Source organism: Parerythrobacter aestuarii (assembly GCF_030140925.1).
GTDB lineage: Bacteria > Pseudomonadota > Alphaproteobacteria > Sphingomonadales > Sphingomonadaceae > Parerythrobacter > Parerythrobacter aestuarii.
Genome location: NZ_JARBWD010000001.1, coordinates 1,899,608 through 1,915,841 on the forward strand (window position 1 = coordinate 1,899,608; position 16,234 = coordinate 1,915,841).

General features: G+C 61.4%; 13 protein-coding genes and 1 pseudogene. 6 read left to right on the plus strand and 8 right to left on the minus strand.

Annotated features, from left to right (window positions below; genetic code table 11):
• Positions 1 to 9: 9 nt before the first annotated feature.
• The 3 genes from QPW08_RS09285 to dusB are packed head-to-tail and all read right to left on the minus strand — an operon-like array spanning position 10 to position 3,529.
• Positions 10 to 1,422 (minus strand): sigma-54-dependent transcriptional regulator, encoded by a 1,413-nt coding sequence (locus QPW08_RS09285; protein WP_284125535.1) that lies wholly within the window; start codon positions 1,420 to 1,422, stop codon positions 10 to 12.
• Positions 1,419 to 2,516, minus strand: a complete 1,098-nt coding sequence (locus QPW08_RS09290) for a two-component system sensor histidine kinase NtrB (protein ID WP_284125536.1) — start codon at positions 2,514 to 2,516, stop codon at positions 1,419 to 1,421. Before QPW08_RS09290 ends, QPW08_RS09285 begins: the two co-directional genes overlap by 4 nt.
• Complete coding sequence (dusB, locus tag QPW08_RS09295; protein ID WP_284125537.1) at positions 2,513 to 3,529, minus strand: tRNA dihydrouridine synthase DusB; 1,017 nt, start codon at positions 3,527 to 3,529, stop codon at positions 2,513 to 2,515. The genes QPW08_RS09290 and dusB overlap by 4 nt, the downstream gene beginning before the upstream one ends.
• Positions 3,530 to 3,610: 81 nt before the next feature.
• On the opposite strand from dusB, the pseudogene QPW08_RS09300 reads away from it, so the two are divergent.
• A pseudogene (locus tag QPW08_RS09300) lies at positions 3,611 to 4,763 on the plus strand (bifunctional 2-C-methyl-D-erythritol 4-phosphate cytidylyltransferase/2-C-methyl-D-erythritol 2,4-cyclodiphosphate synthase).
• A gap of 10 nt (positions 4,764 to 4,773) precedes the next feature.
• Positions 4,774 to 5,277, plus strand: a complete 504-nt coding sequence (locus QPW08_RS09305; protein ID WP_284125538.1) for a CinA family protein — start codon at positions 4,774 to 4,776, stop codon at positions 5,275 to 5,277.
• On the opposite strand, the gene QPW08_RS09310 is transcribed toward QPW08_RS09305, so the two are convergent.
• Positions 5,238 to 5,699 (minus strand): type II toxin-antitoxin system RatA family toxin, encoded by a 462-nt coding sequence (locus QPW08_RS09310; RefSeq protein WP_284125539.1) that lies wholly within the window; start codon positions 5,697 to 5,699, stop codon positions 5,238 to 5,240. The genes QPW08_RS09305 and QPW08_RS09310 overlap by 40 nt on opposite strands.
• The gene (gene lipA / locus QPW08_RS09315; protein WP_284125540.1) at positions 5,699 to 6,652 is read right to left on the minus strand and encodes a lipoyl synthase; all 954 of its coding nucleotides are present in this window, start codon (positions 6,650 to 6,652) and stop codon (positions 5,699 to 5,701) included. The genes QPW08_RS09310 and lipA overlap by 1 nt, the downstream gene beginning before the upstream one ends.
• 98 nt (positions 6,653 to 6,750) lie before the next feature.
• Between lipA and QPW08_RS09320 the strand changes: the two genes are divergently transcribed.
• On the plus strand, positions 6,751 to 7,389 hold the full coding sequence (locus QPW08_RS09320) for a carbonic anhydrase (RefSeq protein WP_284125541.1): 639 nt from the start codon (positions 6,751 to 6,753) through the stop codon (positions 7,387 to 7,389).
• A gap of 48 nt (positions 7,390 to 7,437) precedes the next feature.
• Positions 7,438 to 8,169 (plus strand): NYN domain-containing protein, encoded by a 732-nt coding sequence (locus QPW08_RS09325; RefSeq protein WP_284125542.1) that lies wholly within the window; start codon positions 7,438 to 7,440, stop codon positions 8,167 to 8,169.
• Between the two features lie 72 nt (positions 8,170 to 8,241).
• Here the strand turns inward: QPW08_RS09325 and QPW08_RS09330 are convergent, their stop codons facing one another.
• Entirely contained in the window at positions 8,242 to 9,558 is a 1,317-nt protein-coding gene (locus tag QPW08_RS09330) for a hypothetical protein (protein WP_284125543.1), read from the minus strand.
• Positions 9,559 to 9,852: 294 nt separating this feature from the next.
• Here QPW08_RS09330 and gyrA point away from each other — a divergent pair, with 294 nt between their 5' ends.
• Together gyrA and QPW08_RS09340 are read left to right on the plus strand one after the other, a co-directional pair.
• Positions 9,853 to 12,699 (plus strand): DNA gyrase subunit A, encoded by a 2,847-nt coding sequence (gyrA, locus tag QPW08_RS09335; protein WP_407674555.1) that lies wholly within the window; start codon positions 9,853 to 9,855, stop codon positions 12,697 to 12,699.
• Complete coding sequence (locus tag QPW08_RS09340; RefSeq protein ID WP_284125544.1) at positions 12,696 to 13,541, plus strand: TauD/TfdA dioxygenase family protein; 846 nt, start codon at positions 12,696 to 12,698, stop codon at positions 13,539 to 13,541. Before gyrA ends, QPW08_RS09340 begins: the two co-directional genes overlap by 4 nt.
• Here the strand turns inward: QPW08_RS09340 and QPW08_RS09345 are convergent.
• On the minus strand, positions 13,538 to 14,200 hold the full coding sequence (locus QPW08_RS09345) for a lysoplasmalogenase (protein WP_284125545.1): 663 nt from the start codon (positions 14,198 to 14,200) through the stop codon (positions 13,538 to 13,540). The genes QPW08_RS09340 and QPW08_RS09345 overlap by 4 nt on opposite strands.
• Entirely contained in the window at positions 14,200 to 16,182 is a 1,983-nt protein-coding gene (locus QPW08_RS09350; RefSeq protein WP_284125546.1) for a tetratricopeptide repeat-containing sulfotransferase family protein, read from the minus strand. The genes QPW08_RS09345 and QPW08_RS09350 overlap by 1 nt, the downstream gene beginning before the upstream one ends.
• Between the last annotated feature and the right edge of the window lie 52 nt (positions 16,183 to 16,234).

Here is a 16,234-nt window from a genome sequence, read left to right on the forward strand (position 1 = left end):
AAAATGCGACTAGGCCCGCGTCGAGAACGCTTCAGCGACAATTCCCAGTTCGCCGAGACGCTTGCGCAAAGTGTTGCGATTGATGCCCAGCAGCTCTGCTGCGCGCAGTTGGTTTCCTGCAGTGGCCCGCAAGGCATGCTCGAACAGCGGCTTCTCGAAAGCAGCAGATGCCGCTCGATAAAGCGAACCTGGAGCGGGATGGTGCTCATCGATCCAGTCAAGCATCGCCCGATCGACCGACGAAGACCGTTCCGACGTCGACAGCGATTGTTCCTTGCCCAGGACTTCGCGGGCCAATTCCGCGTCGATAACATCGTTTCTGGCCAGAAGTGCAAGGCGATAGATCAAGTTCCGCAGCTCGCGCACGTTGCCCCGCCATGGCTGCTTTTCGAGCAAGCCGATCGCCTGTTCGTCGATCTGGCGGCGCGGGAGCCCCTCATCCTCCGCCAGAGAAAGGAAATGTCGTGTGAGCGCGCCGATGTCGTCACGTCGGGCGCGCAGCGGTGGCAACTCGATCGGAACAACGTTGAGGCGATAATAGAGATCTTCGCGGAACTTGCCGCTGGCAATCATTGGGGCAAGGTCGCGGTTTGTCGCAGCAATGATACGGACGTCGACCGCCACGTCTTGCCGACCACCAACACGCCTGATCCGCCCTGACTGCAGCGCCCGCAGAAGTCGGGTTTGCGCATCGAGTGGCATGTCTCCGATCTCGTCAAGGAACAGCGTCCCGCCGTTGGCCTGTTCGAACTTGCCGATCGATTGCCCGACGGCGCCGGTGAACGCGCCTTTCTCATGCCCGAAAAGCTCGCTTTCGATCAGTTCGCGCGGAATGGCAGCGGCGTTTACAGCGACAAACGGACCGGTCTTGCGTGATCCCAGCTGGTGAATGGCTTCGGCGACAAGTTCCTTGCCGGTACCCGATTCCCCCAGCACCAGCACGGTCAGGTCGTTGCGCAGCACGCGCGTTATCATCCGGAACACGCCCTGCATCGCCTGGCTCCGACCGACCAGGGGCAAGTTACCTTCGTCGCCTTGCCCTTCCGAGCCCGCACCGCTCGATGCACCGGCTGCCTGTCGAACAGCGCGGATCAGTTCATCGAGGTCGAACGGCTTGGGAAAGTATTCGAATGCTTCGTTCTCGCTTGCCCTGACCGCCGTATCCAGGGTGTTCTGGGCCGAAAGAATGATGATCGGCATGTGCGGATGCTGCTCACGCACGCGAGCCAGCGAGGCAATCCCGTCACCATCTTCCAGCACGACATCGGTCAACATCGCGGCATAGTGCTGGGCGTCGAGCAGTCGGTCACGTTGGGCGATCGCCGCACAGCGATCGACCCGGTAGCCCTCGCCCTCCAGCGCACTCACGATCACAGCTGCAATGGCATTGTCGTCTTCTACCAGCAGGATCGGGTCGCTCATGCCATTTTCTCCTGCGCCATCGCGAGATTGATGCGGAATTTTGTCAAGCGGGCACGCTGGTCCCGCTCATGGGCGATGCGACCGTCCATGTCGTTGACGAGCTTGCGTACCAACGCGAGGCCCAACCCCTGCCCGCCCTTCTTCGAGGTTACAAAAGGCTCGAACACGCGGTCGCGCACAGCGGGATCGATGCCAGGTCCATTGTCGGTAACAGTAAGCTCGATCGGCAAGCGGATCGAACGGCCCGGTCGCAGCACATTCATCACGAGGCCACTGACGAAACGAGTCTGTACCGTCACTACACCACTGTCATCTTCGGTTTCAGCGGCATCACGGGCGTTGCTGAGCAGGTTGATGAGCACTTGCTGCAACGAATCCGGGCTGGCCCAGACTGGCGGAAGCGATGGATCGAACTCTTCCAGGAAGGTCACACCCTTGTCGCCTGCAGAGCGCACTACTGTGAGCGCGGCTCGAACGATTTCGTGCAAGTTGACGGCCTCCATCGGATCGACATTGCGGCTGCCGAGCCGCTGCATCCGGTCGACCAGGCGCGCAATCCGGTCCACTTCGCTGCCGATCAGCCGGGCGAACGGACGGTCGGCTTCCGGCAATTTGCGGATCAGCAACTGCCCGGCCCCGCGAATAGCGGCGAGCGGATTCTTTATTTCATGTGCGAGGACCGACGGCGCGCCGACCATTGCGTCATCATAGGTGCGATCCATGTCTGCCTGACCACTGTCTGACAGTGTGATAACACGCCAGCCCGGATGGCTTGCGATTGGCGAGAGAGTCATATTGACCTGCCGCGTCGCATCTCCCGAAGCAATGGCCAGGCCTCGCGCCGTCAGACGCGCTTCGGTGTCGCTGAACCGCTCAAGCACGCGCTGATCAACAATCTCTACGGATTCGAGGAACGGAGTGCCCAACAAGCGGCTCGCGCTCTTCCCCAACAGGTCTTCTGCCGCAGGATTGACCTCCGCCACAGCACCGTGAGGATCAAGCAACAGGACTGCGAAGACCATGTTGGCGATCTGCGCGGTGGGATCGGGGCGAGTATCCGATGACGGACCCGACCGGGCCTCTACATCGCTCATGCTGCCCGGCGCCGCAGGAACGGCTCGTAGAACCGTTCGATCTCGCCCAGCACCTGTTTCGGATCATCGATGAAATTGACGAAATTGCGGAACTCGGCAGAGCCGTGCATCCCCTTCGTGTACCAGCCAAGATGCTTGCGGGCGATCTTGGTGCCGACATTCTCGCCATAGTGATCGAGCATCCGCTGGTAGTGCTCGACCAGCGTTTCATACTGTTCATCGAAGCTCGGGCTTTCAAGCGTCTCGCCCGTGCGCCACCAATGCATCACCTGCGCCAGCAGCCACGGCTTGCCATAGGCACCACGGCCGATCATCAAGCCGTCGGCCCCCGATTGCTCGAGCGCCTTTGCAGCATCCTCAACCCCGCAAATGTCGCCATTGACGATGACCGGGATCGAAACCGCTTCCTTCACCTGGCGGATGAACGACCAGTCGGCATGCCCCTTGTACATCTGGTTGCGGGTACGGCCGTGGACAGTGACCATCTTCACACCGAGATCTTCAGCAATGCGAGCGAGCTCAGGGGCATTGAGGCTGGCATGGTCCCAACCCATACGCATCTTCACAGTTACCGGGACATCGACAGCCTTTACGGTCGCTTCCATCAGCTTGGTCGCCAGCGGCACTTCACGCATCAGGGCGCTGCCGGCGAGCTGGCCCACCACCTTGCGCACCGGGCAGCCGAAATTGATATCGATGATCGCTGCGCCATTGCCTTCCTGCAGCTTGGCCGCTTCCGCCATCGAAACAGGATCACAGCCGACAAGCTGCATCGACACAGGGTCTTCGCTTTCGTCCCACTCAGCCTTTTGAACCGACTGGCGGGTTTCGCGAATGGCGGCTTCGCTAGCTATCATCTCGGTGACATTAAGTCCCGAGCCATAGCGCCGCACCAGCGTCCGGAAAGGCAGGTCCGTAACGCCCGTCATCGGGGCAAGCACCACCGGCGTCTCGATCGAGACGGGACCGACATTGATCGGCTTCAGCGGAGGTGGAGGCGGTAAATCGCTCATGGTGCAATGCAGAATGCCTAAAATTTGGGCAGCCACTAGTGGATTGCAGCGATGCGCGCAAGGCGTTAGCGGGAATGTTCAATGAGCAGACATGATCCACTCCCGTCCTTCGCAGCAATTGTTGTCGCCGCTGGCAAAGGCGCGCGTGCCGGACAGAAGGTCCCGAAGCAATTCGCCGACTGGCAGGGCAAGCCGGTGGTGCGTCATTCGGTGGAAGCGCTGGCAGCGGCTGGAGCCGATCCGATTGTCGTCGCGATCCCGGCCGGGGCGGAAATCCAGGCCATGATGGCGCTGACCGGGTTTGACAGCGTCCGGTTCGTCACAGGCGGTGCGACGCGGCAGGAATCGGTCGCGAAAGCGCTCAATTCGCTGAGCGAAGACGCTCCGGAACGGGTGCTCATTCACGATGCGGCCCGGCCCGGCTTGCCACAGGACGTGATCGAGCGCTTGCTGCATTCGCTGGCAGATCATGCAGGGGCCATCCCGACCTTGCCCGTCGTCGACAGCCTTGCGGTCGACGCCGACGGCGTCATGGCAGGATCGGCAGACCGTGAGACATTGCGCCGGGTCCAGACGCCACAGGCGTTTCGATTTGAATCCATTCATTCTGCTCACCGCGCATGGCAAGGTGATCCCACTGCTGGCGACGATGCGCAGGTGCTGGCCGCGAGAGGCGAAACAGTTGCCCTGGTCGAAGGGGCCGAGTCGCTGCGAAAACTGACCTTTGCAGAAGACTTCAATGACTGATCTGCTTCCGGTCCGCGTCGGCATGGGCTTCGATGTGCACCGGCTGACCGAGGGGGAAGAACTCTGGCTTGGCGGCCTGCGGATCGAGCACGATCTTGGCCTGGCAGGCCACAGTGATGCTGACGTTGCGCTGCATGCCATTGTCGATGCACTGCTTGGCGCGATTGCCAATGGCGACATCGGCAGCCATTTCCCGCCCAGCGATCCGCAATGGAAAGGCGCGGCGTCCTCCGCTTTCGTCGAACACGCCGCGAAGCTGGTTACCGAAGCGGGCTACCGCGTGGGTAATGTCGACCTGACGATTATCTGTGAAGCGCCCAAGATCGGGCCGCATCGCGAAGCCATGCGCGAACGGATTGCCGCTTTGCTGGGGACACCTGTGACTGCGATCAGCGTGAAAGCAACCACGACCGAGCGACTGGGCTTCACCGGACGCGGCGAAGGTATCGCGGCACAAGCGGTTGCTACGGTACTGGCGGATACGTAGAAGCCGGGCAATGACCACTGATACCCTCCTCCCCGCAGACATCCAGGACCTCGCCCGCAAGGTCGTGGAAGCGAACACCGCAGCCGGACGCACAATTGCCCTGGCGGAAAGCTGCACCGGTGGGCTGGTTGCCGGATCGATTACCGAGATACCCGGTTCTTCGGCCGTGCTGGATCGCGGATTCGTGACCTATTCCAACGAAGCAAAGATGGAGATGCTCGACGTCTCCAGCGACATTATCGAAACTTTCGGGGCTGTTTCCATCGCCTGTGTGTGGGCCATGGCGCAGGGCGCTCTCAAGAACAGCCGGGCCGATGTTGCCGTTGCCATCAGCGGCGTCGCCGGTCCTGGCGGAGGAACGCCCCAGAAGCCCGTGGGAACGGTGGTATTCGCCCGGGTGACCCGCGGCGAGGACGGCGAGCCGGAAGGCGAACTCAAGAGCTTCGGCGACTTGGGGCGCGGCGAAATCCGACGTCAGGCGACGCTTTGCGCGTTGGAATTGCTGCTGCCATAAAGCCTGTCTGCGCGCGCTTCGAAGGCTTCGACCATGCGGCGAAAGGCACGGTCGAAATATTGCCCGGCAATGGTCTCGAAAACGCGGCTCTTGAAAGTGAAATCGACTGCAAAATCGACTGCACAGCCTTGTTCGCCGTACGGGGCAAACTGCCATTGGTTGTCGAGATCGCGTAACGGCCCGTCGACATAGTGGACCCGGATGAAATCCGGCCGCTGCTTCTCGACCCGCGAGGTAAATTTCTCGCGCAGGTTCTTGAAGCCGACCACCATGTCGGCGATCATTTCCGTATCGCTGTCGCTCCGAACCCGGGTCGCCACAACCCAGGGCAGGAATTCCGCATAGCGGCCGACGTCGGCCACCAGATCGTACATCTGTTCAGGCGTATATGGCAGATGCCGCGTTTCGCGGATGCCGGGCATCAGCCCCCCGACCTTTCCCGCTCCTTCGCGAGCCTGGCTTCGCGGGCAGTCCGCATCTCGGCGAAATCGTCGCCTGCATGGTAGCTCGAACGGGTCAACGGGCTTGAGGCGACCTGCAAGAAGCCCTTGGCGCGGGCAATCGCACCATAGGCGTTGAATGCCTTCGGTGTGACGAAATCCTCGACCTTGGCGTGCTTGGGTGTGGGCTGGAGATATTGGCCCATGGTGATGAAATCGACATCCGCGCTGCGCATGTCGTCCATCACCTGGTGAACTTCGAGCCGTTGCTCGCCCAGCCCCAGCATGATGCCGGACTTGGTAAAGATCAGCGGATCATGGGCTTTCACTTCTTCCAGCAAACGAAGCGAGGCGTAGTAGCGTGCGCCCGGGCGGATGGTAGGATATAGCCGCGGAACGGTTTCGAGATTGTGGTTGTAGACATCCGGACCTGCCTCACAGATCGCTTCGACTGCCGGCCGCATCTTGCCCCGGAAGTCCGGCGTCAGGATCTCGATGGTGGTGTTCGGCGTCTCGCGACGCAGGGCCTTGATCACCTTGACGAATTGACCGGCCCCGCCGTCGGGCAAATCATCGCGGTCGACGCTGGTGATGACAATGTGCTCCAGCCCCATCTTGCCCGCCGCAATAGCGACGTTTTCCGGTTCCATCGGATCGACGATACGCGGCATGCCGGTCTTTACGTTGCAAAAGGCGCAGGCGCGGGTGCACACGTCGCCAAGGATCATGACGGTGGCGTGTTTTTTCTCCCAGCACTCACCGATATTGGGGCACGCCGCTTCCTCGCATACGGTGTTGAGCTTGAGATCACGCATCAGCTTGCGCGTCTCGTGATAGCCCTTGCTCACCGGTGCCTTTACGCGAATCCAGTCCGGCTTGCGCTGACGTGCGGGACGCTCTTCGTTCGGCTCGGGTGCGGAGGAAAGGTCGTTCATGGTGGCCCATCTAGTGCCCTCCCTTCGTCACGGCAACCGTGCATAGCGATGCGCAATCCCTCTTGCCTTGCGGAAAGTTTCGCGGCAGCAGCGCAGGCATGAAATCATTCGAAGAGATGCTCGACGGCTATCGAGAATTCCGGTCTGGCGACTGGAAAGTTCAGCGGGAACGCTGGGAGAAGCTGGCGCAGGGCCAGTCGCCCCAGGTGATGGTCATTTCCTGCTCCGACAGCCGCGTCGATCCGGCTCAGATTCTGGGGGTGGCACCAGGTGAAATCTTCGTTGTCCGCAATGTCGCGGCGTTAGTCCCTCCCTTTGAGACGTCTCCGGGCCGCCACGGCGTTTCCGCCGCACTGGAATTTGCAGTGCAGTTCCTCAAGGTGCGCGAAGTTGTTGTCATGGGCCATGGCATGTGCGGCGGTTGTCAGGCTGCACTGACGCAGGACCTCCACGGTAACGAACTTGGCGAAGGCGGTTTCGTCGCGCACTGGATCGATATGCTCGATGATGTGCGCGAGCCAATTGCCGCCGAACTCGGCACTGAAGGTCGCGATGCTGAACGGGCTATGGAGTTGGCAGCAATCAAGGTCAGCCTCGAAAACCTGCGCACCTTCCCTTGTGTCCAGCAGAAAGAAGCGGCTGGAACGCTGACCTTGCGAGGGGCACATTTCGCCATCTCCGACGGAATTCTCTATCTGCTGGATGAGACAACAGGCGACTTCCGACCCGCCGACTAGCGCGACAAGCGCCTTGCGCTCCGCTTGCCGCGCGCCCATGTGGCCTCCATGTCTGACACTCCACTCAAGAATATCGCCCTTCTCATCGACGCGGACAACACCACGCCCAAGGGGATTGACCCGGTGCTGACCGTCATGGCCGAACTGGGCCAGGTCAACATCAAGCGGGCCTATGGCAACTTCGCCAAGAACAACCTGCAAAACTGGGACAAGATCACCCACAAATACGGCATTCGCCCGCAACAGCAGTTCGACCTTACGGCTGGCAAGAACGCGACAGACATGGCGATGACGATCGATGCGATCGACCTGCTTTACCAGGGCAAGGTCGATGGTTTCGGGATCATGAGCTCCGACAGCGACTTTACCCCCCTTGTCACCCGACTGCGCCAGGACGGGCTGGTCGTTTACGGGTTCGGCAGCACCAGCAAGACCCCGGGGGCATTCAAGTCTGCCTGTACCCGGTTCATCGATATCGATGCACTGATCAAGGGTGCTGAGGATGAAAGCGATAATCGCAAGGACAGCAAGCAGCCGGCTGCCAAGGGTACTGTCGATGATGAGCTGGTCGACCTGCTTGGAACCGCGTGGAAAGCGGCGAAGCGAGACGATGAGGGATTTGCACGCCTGCAAGAAGTCGGGCAGATCGCCGGGAACCGGTCCAGCTTCGATGTGCGCAACTACGGGTTCAAGCGCCTGTCAGAACTGGTCCGTTCGCTCGACCGGTTCGAAATGAAGCGCGGCGACGATGGCCAGCTCTACGTCAAGCGTTTGCGGTAACCGGACACTGCCAAAAAGAAACGGCGCGAACCCACCGGGGGTCCGCGCCGTTCGTATTTGCTCGGCTAGGGTTTACTGAGCCGCTGGTGCCGCAGCCGAAGCTCGTGCAATGGCGTCGGCAAGCTGCTTGGCATAAGCCGCCCAGAGAGCCGAAACGTCGGCGTAGGCACCCGACGCCGCGTTGAAATTCTCAACCGCTTCGGCGGCCTTGCCCTGGCGCACCTGGGCAATGCCCAGACGGGTCAGCGTACGATCGCGGTCGACACCCGGCAGAGTCAGCGCCTTGGCGTAGAATTCCTCCGCCCGCGGGTTCATCGAATAGCTCAGGAAAGCATCGCCGGCAGCCATGACGGTGGTCAGCGAATCGCCGTTGCGGGCGTCATCTTCCAGTTCCGGCAAGTCGCTCTGGTCGGTTGCAATACGATCCTTCGCACCGCTTAGGGCTTCGGCAACGTAGACATCATCAGGCCGCAGCAGACCCTTTTCGATACCTTCGTCGATGATGGCCTTCACTTCGCCGGGCAAACGGCGGAAGTCGGCAGCTTCGACATAGTCGACATAATCGCGTTCCTGGCGCATGCCGTTGGTGAGGCGTGCCAGGCGCAGCGCGTCCAGCGTGACCTGACCATCGAGGTCCGACGTATTGCGCAGGATGGCAATCGCATCGCCCCAGCTTTCAGCCGAAGGATACTTGGCAGCGTACATGCGCGAGAACATCTTCGCCTGCGCGTTGAGGTCGTTCTGGTACGCCACCGTCAGGCCACGGCGCAGCCATGCAGCGGGAATTTCGGTTCCGGCTGCATCACGCGCGTCGATCACACCCTTGAGGTAAGACAGACCGTCGCCATACATGTCTTCGTTGAAGTAGGCTTCGGCGATGATCGCTTCGGGCTCATTGTCGGTATAGCCGGCAGCGATCGCCTTCTTGATCCAGTCGCGTGCCGCGGCCCAGTCTTCGTCCTGGTAGGCGAGCTGACCGGCGAGGAAGGTGTAGGCAGCAGTGTTTTCTGCCGGCACCTTGCCGCTTTCGAGCATCATGGCAACGCCCTTGCGCTGGATCGCCATGTCATCCGAATCGCGTCCGACAACATAGAACAGGTTGCCTGCCGCCATCTTGTCGTCGTCGGTGCTGACCGCAGCTTCGACACCGGGCAGCGCAGCCTTGATCGAAGCCCAATCAGGGGCTTCCGCCTTGGCCATCGCATCGACGGGTGAATAAGCGGCAATGAATTCCTTGGAATAGTCAGCCTTGCCGGCCTTCGCCTTCTTCTTCGCTGCGTAGGCCGGGGTTTCCAGCGCGGCAGCGCCGACTACGGTGCCGGCGACGAGGGCCAGAGCCAGAGCGATCGAGGAGCCCGGACGGGCGGGGTTGCGATTGATGAGACGCATGTGCGTTTCTCCCGTTTCTTATAGGTTCAAAAACTGTGTGATGGCAGCGGTTGCCCAATACCTCTACGCGCGGGCAAGCGAGTTGATCCGCTGTATGTCCCGTAATCTAGGGAATCCGCGCTGAATGAGGATTGAATGATGCTGTCAGGGTTCACGGCGGCCTCCTCTAGGTAAATGTGGAAAACAACGCAACATCACCCCATATAGGCGCTGTGCGAGTGGCCTGTTGCTGCTCCTTCCCCTAGTCTCCTGCGCAGCAATTTTGCCCGCAATCATGAGCGGATTGAACACGTTTTGAGCGACGATAGCGACATTCCACCGCCGGAAGGCACCGAACCGTCCCCGATGGGCGATTACGAACGCATCGACATCGTCGATGAAATGAAGACCAGCTACCTCGATTACGCGATGAGCGTGATCGTGAGCCGAGCGCTTCCCGACGTACGCGACGGTCTCAAGCCGGTCCATCGCCGCATCCTGTTTGCCAGCAAGCAAGGCAATTTCGTCGCCGGGCGGCCCTATGTGAAGAGCGCCAAGATCGTGGGCGACGTGATGGGTGACTATCACCCGCACGGCGACAGCGCGATCTACGATGCGCTGGCCCGCATGACGCAGGACTGGTCGCTCCGGGTTCCGCTGATCGATGGTCAAGGCAACTTCGGCTCAATGGACCCCGATCCGCCGGCCTCGATGCGCTATACCGAAGCGCGGCTGGCCCGGGTTGCCAACACGCTGCTCGATGATCTCGACAAGGACACCGTCGATTTCGTCGACAACTACGACGGCCGCGTGCAGGAACCCTCGGTCCTCCCTGCCCGCTTCCCCAACCTGCTGGTTAACGGTGCGGGCGGGATCGCGGTCGGCATGGCCACCAATGTCCCGCCGCACAACCTCGGCGAAGTGATCGACGGCTGCCTCGCCTTCATCGAGAACCCGGCAATCACCAGCGAAGAGCTGATGCAGTACATCCCGGGGCCGGACTTCCCGACAGCTCCGCTGATTCTCGGCCAATCGGGTGCCCGCTCGGCTTATACCACGGGGCGTGGTTCGATCCTGATGCGAGCGCGGCATGAGATCGAGGAAAAGCGTGGCGACCGACGGTCGATCGTCTTCACTTCGATCCCCTACCAGGTCGGCAAGTCGGGCCTGGTCGAGAAGATCGCAGACGCGGCCAAGGAAAAGCGCATCGAAGGCATTTCCGATATCCGCGACGAAAGCTCGCGCGAAGGCGTGCGGGTGGTCGTCGACCTCAAGCGCGATGCTTCGCCCGAGGTCGTGCTCAACCAGATCTGGCGCTACACCCCGGCACAGGCGAGCTTCCCGGCGAACATGCTGGCGATCAAGGGCGGCCGTCCGGAAACGCTGGCGCTGCGCGACATTATCCAGGCCTTCATCACCTTCCGTGAAGAGGTCATTACCCGCCGCACCAAGTTCGAGCTCAACAAGGTGCGCGAACGGGCGCATATCTTGCTCGGCCTGGTAGTAGCGGTTTCCAACCTCGACGAAGTCGTAGCGATGATCCGCGGCTCGTCAAACCCACAGATCGCCCGCCAGAAGCTGCTGGCCAAGGAATGGCCGATCGGCGAGATCGCGCAATATATCAGGCTGGTCGAAGCGATCGACCCGTCGACGGACGAAGAAAGCGGCACTTACCGCCTGAGCGAACGCCAGGTGAAAGCTATCCTCGACCTGCGCCTGCATCGCCTCACCGCGCTGGGCCGCGACGAGATCGGCGACGAGTTGAAGGAACTGGCCGAGCGGATCGAATATTATCTTTCGATCCTCGCCGACCGGGTAAAGCTCTACGGCGTGCTGCGCGAAGAGCTGGTCGAGATCAAGGACCAGTACGCTACCCCGCGCGTTTCCGAGATCGCCCCGGCCTGGGACGGGCTCGAGGACGAAGACCTGATCGAGCGTGAGGACATGGTGGTTACCGTCACCCACGGCGGCTATATCAAACGCACGCCCCTCACTACCTTCCGGGCCCAGGCGCGTGGCGGCAAGGGTCGCAGCGGGATGGCGACCAAGGACGAAGACGCCGTTGTCGAGCTTTTCGTCACCAGCACGCACAACCCGGTGCTGTTCTTCACCAATACCGGCCGGGTCTATCGGATGAAGGTCTGGAAGCTGCCTGAAGGCGGGCCACAGACCAAGGGCCGCCCGATGGTCAACCTGCTGCCGCTGGGTGACGACGAACGCGTAACCAATGTCCTGCCGCTGCCTGAAGACGAAAACGAATGGGGTTCGCTCAACATCGTCTTCGCTACTGAACAGGGCATGGTGCGGCGCAATTCGATGGATGCCTTCACCAATGTTCCGACGGCAGGCAAGTATGCCATGGGCTTTGTCGAGGGATCGGGCGACCGCCTCATCGGGGTGGAATTGCTGACCGAGGAGCAGGAGATCTTCCTCGCTTCCGACGCTGGCAAGGCCATCCGTTTCTCCGCCACCGATGCGCGCGAAACCAAGAGCCGCACAGGCATCGGCGTTCGCGGGATGACGCTGAAGGACGACGCCAAGGTCGTTTCCATGGCCGTCCTCAATGCCTTGTCGGAAGACATGGAAACGCGCGAGGCGTACCTGCGCGCGGCGGTGTGGAAGAACAACGAGACCGAGCACAGCCTGCCTGTCGACAAGGTCGAGCAGATGGAAGGGGACGAGGAGTTCATCCTCACGCTGACGGCTAACGGCTATGGCAAGATTTCGTCGGCCTATGAGTATCGCACCATCGGTCGCGGCGGACAGGGCCTGACCAATATCGGCACGCCCGACAGCAATCCCGAGCGCAATGGCCCAGTGGTTGCCAGCTTCCCGGTCAGGCACGGCTCGCAGCTCATGCTGGTGACCGATCAGGCCAAGCTGATCCGCATGCCGATCCAGTTCCGGCACCTGGTCCCCGGCGGGTTCGAGGAACACAAGGGCTTCTCGGTCTATGGCCGCGGTTCTTCCGGCCTCAAGATCTTCGACGTCGCCAAAGGCGAAACCATTGTCGGCGCAGCGCTGATCGACGAGACCGACGAACCGGAGAACGAAGCCGAAGAAGCCATTGCCGAAGAGATGGCCGACCGCGAAGCACAACAGACCACGCCGCCGACAACCATGGACAGAGACAGCAACGAGGGCGAGGATCCACCTGAATGAACCTGAACATTGAGCCCAGCGGACAGTCCTGCGGCGCCACGGTCAGGGGCGTCGACCTGTCCGCGCCGCTCGATGACACGCTCGTCGCGGAAATCCGAACCGCTTGGCTCAAACACCGGGTGCTCGCCTTTGCCGAGCAGTCGATGGATGATGATGCGCTGGAGCGCTTCACCTTGGCGATGGGCGGGTTCGGCGAGGATCCGTTCTTCGACCCGATCCCGGGCCGCAAGAATATCGCCGCCATCCTGCGCGAAGCGGACGAGAACGCGCCGCTGTTTGCCGAAAACTGGCATAGCGACTGGAGCTTCCTGCCGCGCCCTCCCGCCGGGACCTGCCTGATGGCGATCGATATCCCACCGACCGGCGGTGACACGCTGTTCGCCAACCAGATCGCTGCCTTTGCAGCCCTGCCTGACGAGCGGAAGGCGTACCTGCGTACACTCACCGCCATTCACAGCGCCAAGCTCGCCTATGCGCCCGATGGCACCTATGGCGAGAAGGACCAGGCGACCGACCGTTCGATGGCCATTCGCCCCGATGAGAGCGCCAACAAGACCGAGGTTCATCCCCTGATCCAGCCCCATCCGGAGACTGGCGAAGAAGCGATCTTCTCGACGCTAGGCTACATCATCGGCATCGAAGGCATGGCGCAGGCCGAGGCCATCGCCCTGCTGTCAGAGCTGGCACAATGGCAGGTTCGCGATGAGTTCGTCTATCGCCACCGGTGGGAACCGGGAATGCTGGTGCTGTGGGACAACCGCAGCGTGCTGCACAAGGCGACCGGCGGCTATGAAGGTCACCGCCGCGAACTTCACCGTACGACCATCGCTGCTGCGGCCTAGTGCTGCCAAGCGCTTTCGAGCCTGTCAGCCAGCAGCGTCTGCACCACTCCCGTCGCGATCATGAACTGGCCGAGATAGTACAATGGCCATATCAGCAAGCCGGGTATCGGTGACAGGTCGACAGGCCCCATTTCGCTGAAGATCAGCAAGTCCGAAATGACGAACAGCACGGCCCCTGTCCCGACCCGATAGCGCGGGAACCGGCTCAACCACGCAGCTGCGGCCATACCGCCCAGCGCCACGCCATAGAGGCCGACCTGCAGGCTTCCTGATAAGAGCCAGCACAGTACCGGGGTGAGCAACAGCAAGGCTACGCCTGCGCCCTTTTGGCTTCCCGTGGGTTCAGCTCGCGGGTTGCGCAGGAACATCGCGATGGCGGCAATATGACCGGCAAAGAAAGCTGCCCCGCCGTAAAGCGTCTCGATCTCGATCAGCATGTCTCCCAATGCGCCAAACGCGAGATAGGTCGCCAACAAGCGATCGTCGGACCCGCTGCCACGTCGCAGGGCATAGACTGCGAGCAACGCCACCCCCGCACCCTTCAGCAACATCAGCTGGATCCCTCCAATCGGATTGTCGCGGAGGAAGTAGAAGGCAAGCGCTGCAATAACGCTCGCCAGCAACCACGGACGGTGTTCAATCAGGGCACGTTTGGGCATCAGGTCGGTACTCCTGCTTTCGTCAATGCATCCCTGAGCGGTTGCAGCTGATTCTGATAGGGTGCGCTGGAGCTCACCATCGATGTCGATGGTGCCTTGCGGACCTGCGCCGAGCTCAGCGTTGTCACCGTTGAATCGCGCTCGAAATAGCGCAGCACGGCCTCCTCCCATGGCAACCCTGCAAACTCGAGCAGGTGCCGTAATTCGTTCTCAAAGTCCTCTGCCAGTGCCTCCAGCCGCACTTCCGCCATGCTCGCACCAAACGCCGACCGCCAATGTTCCATCAAACGCACATACTGGCCGTAATAGTGCCCGATATCTTCCATCGCGGTGGAATAGCGCCACGACTTGGTGAAGTTGTTGCGAAAGATGGACAAACCGTTCTCGACCGGGTCGCGGGCAATATGGATGATCGGCGAGTCGGGAAAGAGCCGCCGGATCAACCCCACGCCAAGCACATTGGCCGGCTGCTTGTCAGTGACGTAGCGCGCGGCGGGGATGCCGTATCGCGTATACTGCTGCAGGTAGGCATGGCGCATTTCCTCAAGCATCGGCGACGGAATCGGTCCCCCCTGCCAGTTGGACGCGTCTGCCCAGGCCATGAAACGATCCAGCAGGATCGGCATGACCGGAAGCTCGCCGCCGGATGCCACCTGTGAATGCGCAGCAAGCGCAGTTTCGAGCAGCGTTGTGCCCGATCGCGGCATTCCGACGATGAATAAAGGCGTAGGGTTTTCGTGACCTGCACTTGCTGCCGGTGCATCCATGCTCGCGTCGAGGGCTGCGATGCGCTGGAAGCGGGCTTCGGAATCGGCTGCATCGTAGCGCCAGCTATCAGACTTCCCGGCTTCGGCATGCTTGAGCGCATTGGCATTTTCCCATGCCGCAAATGCACTGTCGTGCTCCCGGCGTTTGTGCAGGACATCGCCGAGCGTGAAGAGCGCAATGGCACGATGTGAGGAATCAGCACTGGCCTCACCTTCAAGGGACCTCAGCCCGGCGAGCTCGCTGTCTGTCAGCTGCATGTCCGTTGCCAGTGCGAGCTGGGAATAGCCGTCGACATTGGCCGGGTTGGCTTCGATTGCCTTTCGTGCAAACGACGCCGCCTCAGCCAGATTGCCGCGGTACACGTTCAGCCGGGCCAGTCCGGAAGCGGCAGTCGAATGCCGTGGATCGATCGACAAGGCCCGCTCATAGAGCGCTCCCGCAGCATCGAAGTCGCGTGACCACAATAGGTATTGCGCCAGGGTCGCTGCGTGATCGGCATTGTCGGAATTGCCCTCTACCAGCGGGCGATAGACCTCCACTGCGGTGTGAAAATCATCCTGTTGTGCCAGTCCGTGGGCCAGCGATGCCCGGGCTTCTTCCGACTGCGGCTCTGCTGCAAGCCAGACCTTTGCCCGCTCGATAAACGCAGCATTGTCGCCCAGCCGACGCGCAACATGCATGCGGAGACGAAGTGTTTCGGTCGTTTCTGGCGCAGTTCCTTCGAGCATGTCCAATGCCGTCGAAGCGGTGTCGTACTTCCCCGCTTCATAGGCCGCTGCGGCAAGCAATCGTGCGACACCGACATGATCGGGTTTCAGAGCCAGCGCCCGCGAAAGCGCCTCGGCAGCAGTTTCAAAATCGCCCGCTCGCCCGGCAAGGTCCCCCAACCTGCCCCAACTCTCGAAGCGGTCGCTGCCACGCTCTGTTGCGGAACGCGCCGCTTCCATTGCGTCATCCATTCGGCCCTGGGCTTCGCGCAGTACAGACAGGTTGAGCTGCAGCCGCCAGTTTCCGGGCTCGGCCCGCACCGTCTCCTCGATCAGCGGACCGGCGCGGTCGATATGCCCGGCTTCGACGAAGCAGACCGCGAGCAGGCTCCGCGCTTCGCGGTTGTCCGGTTCATCCGCCAGCACGGCGCGGCAGATATCGACCGTCCGCTGGGGCTGCCCTCCCTGCCGCGCGGCATAGGCCTCGGCCAATTTCGGATTATCCATGGCTCTCTCACGTCGATGGGGTTTGGCCCAGCCGCTGCAAGCGGTTAAGGAG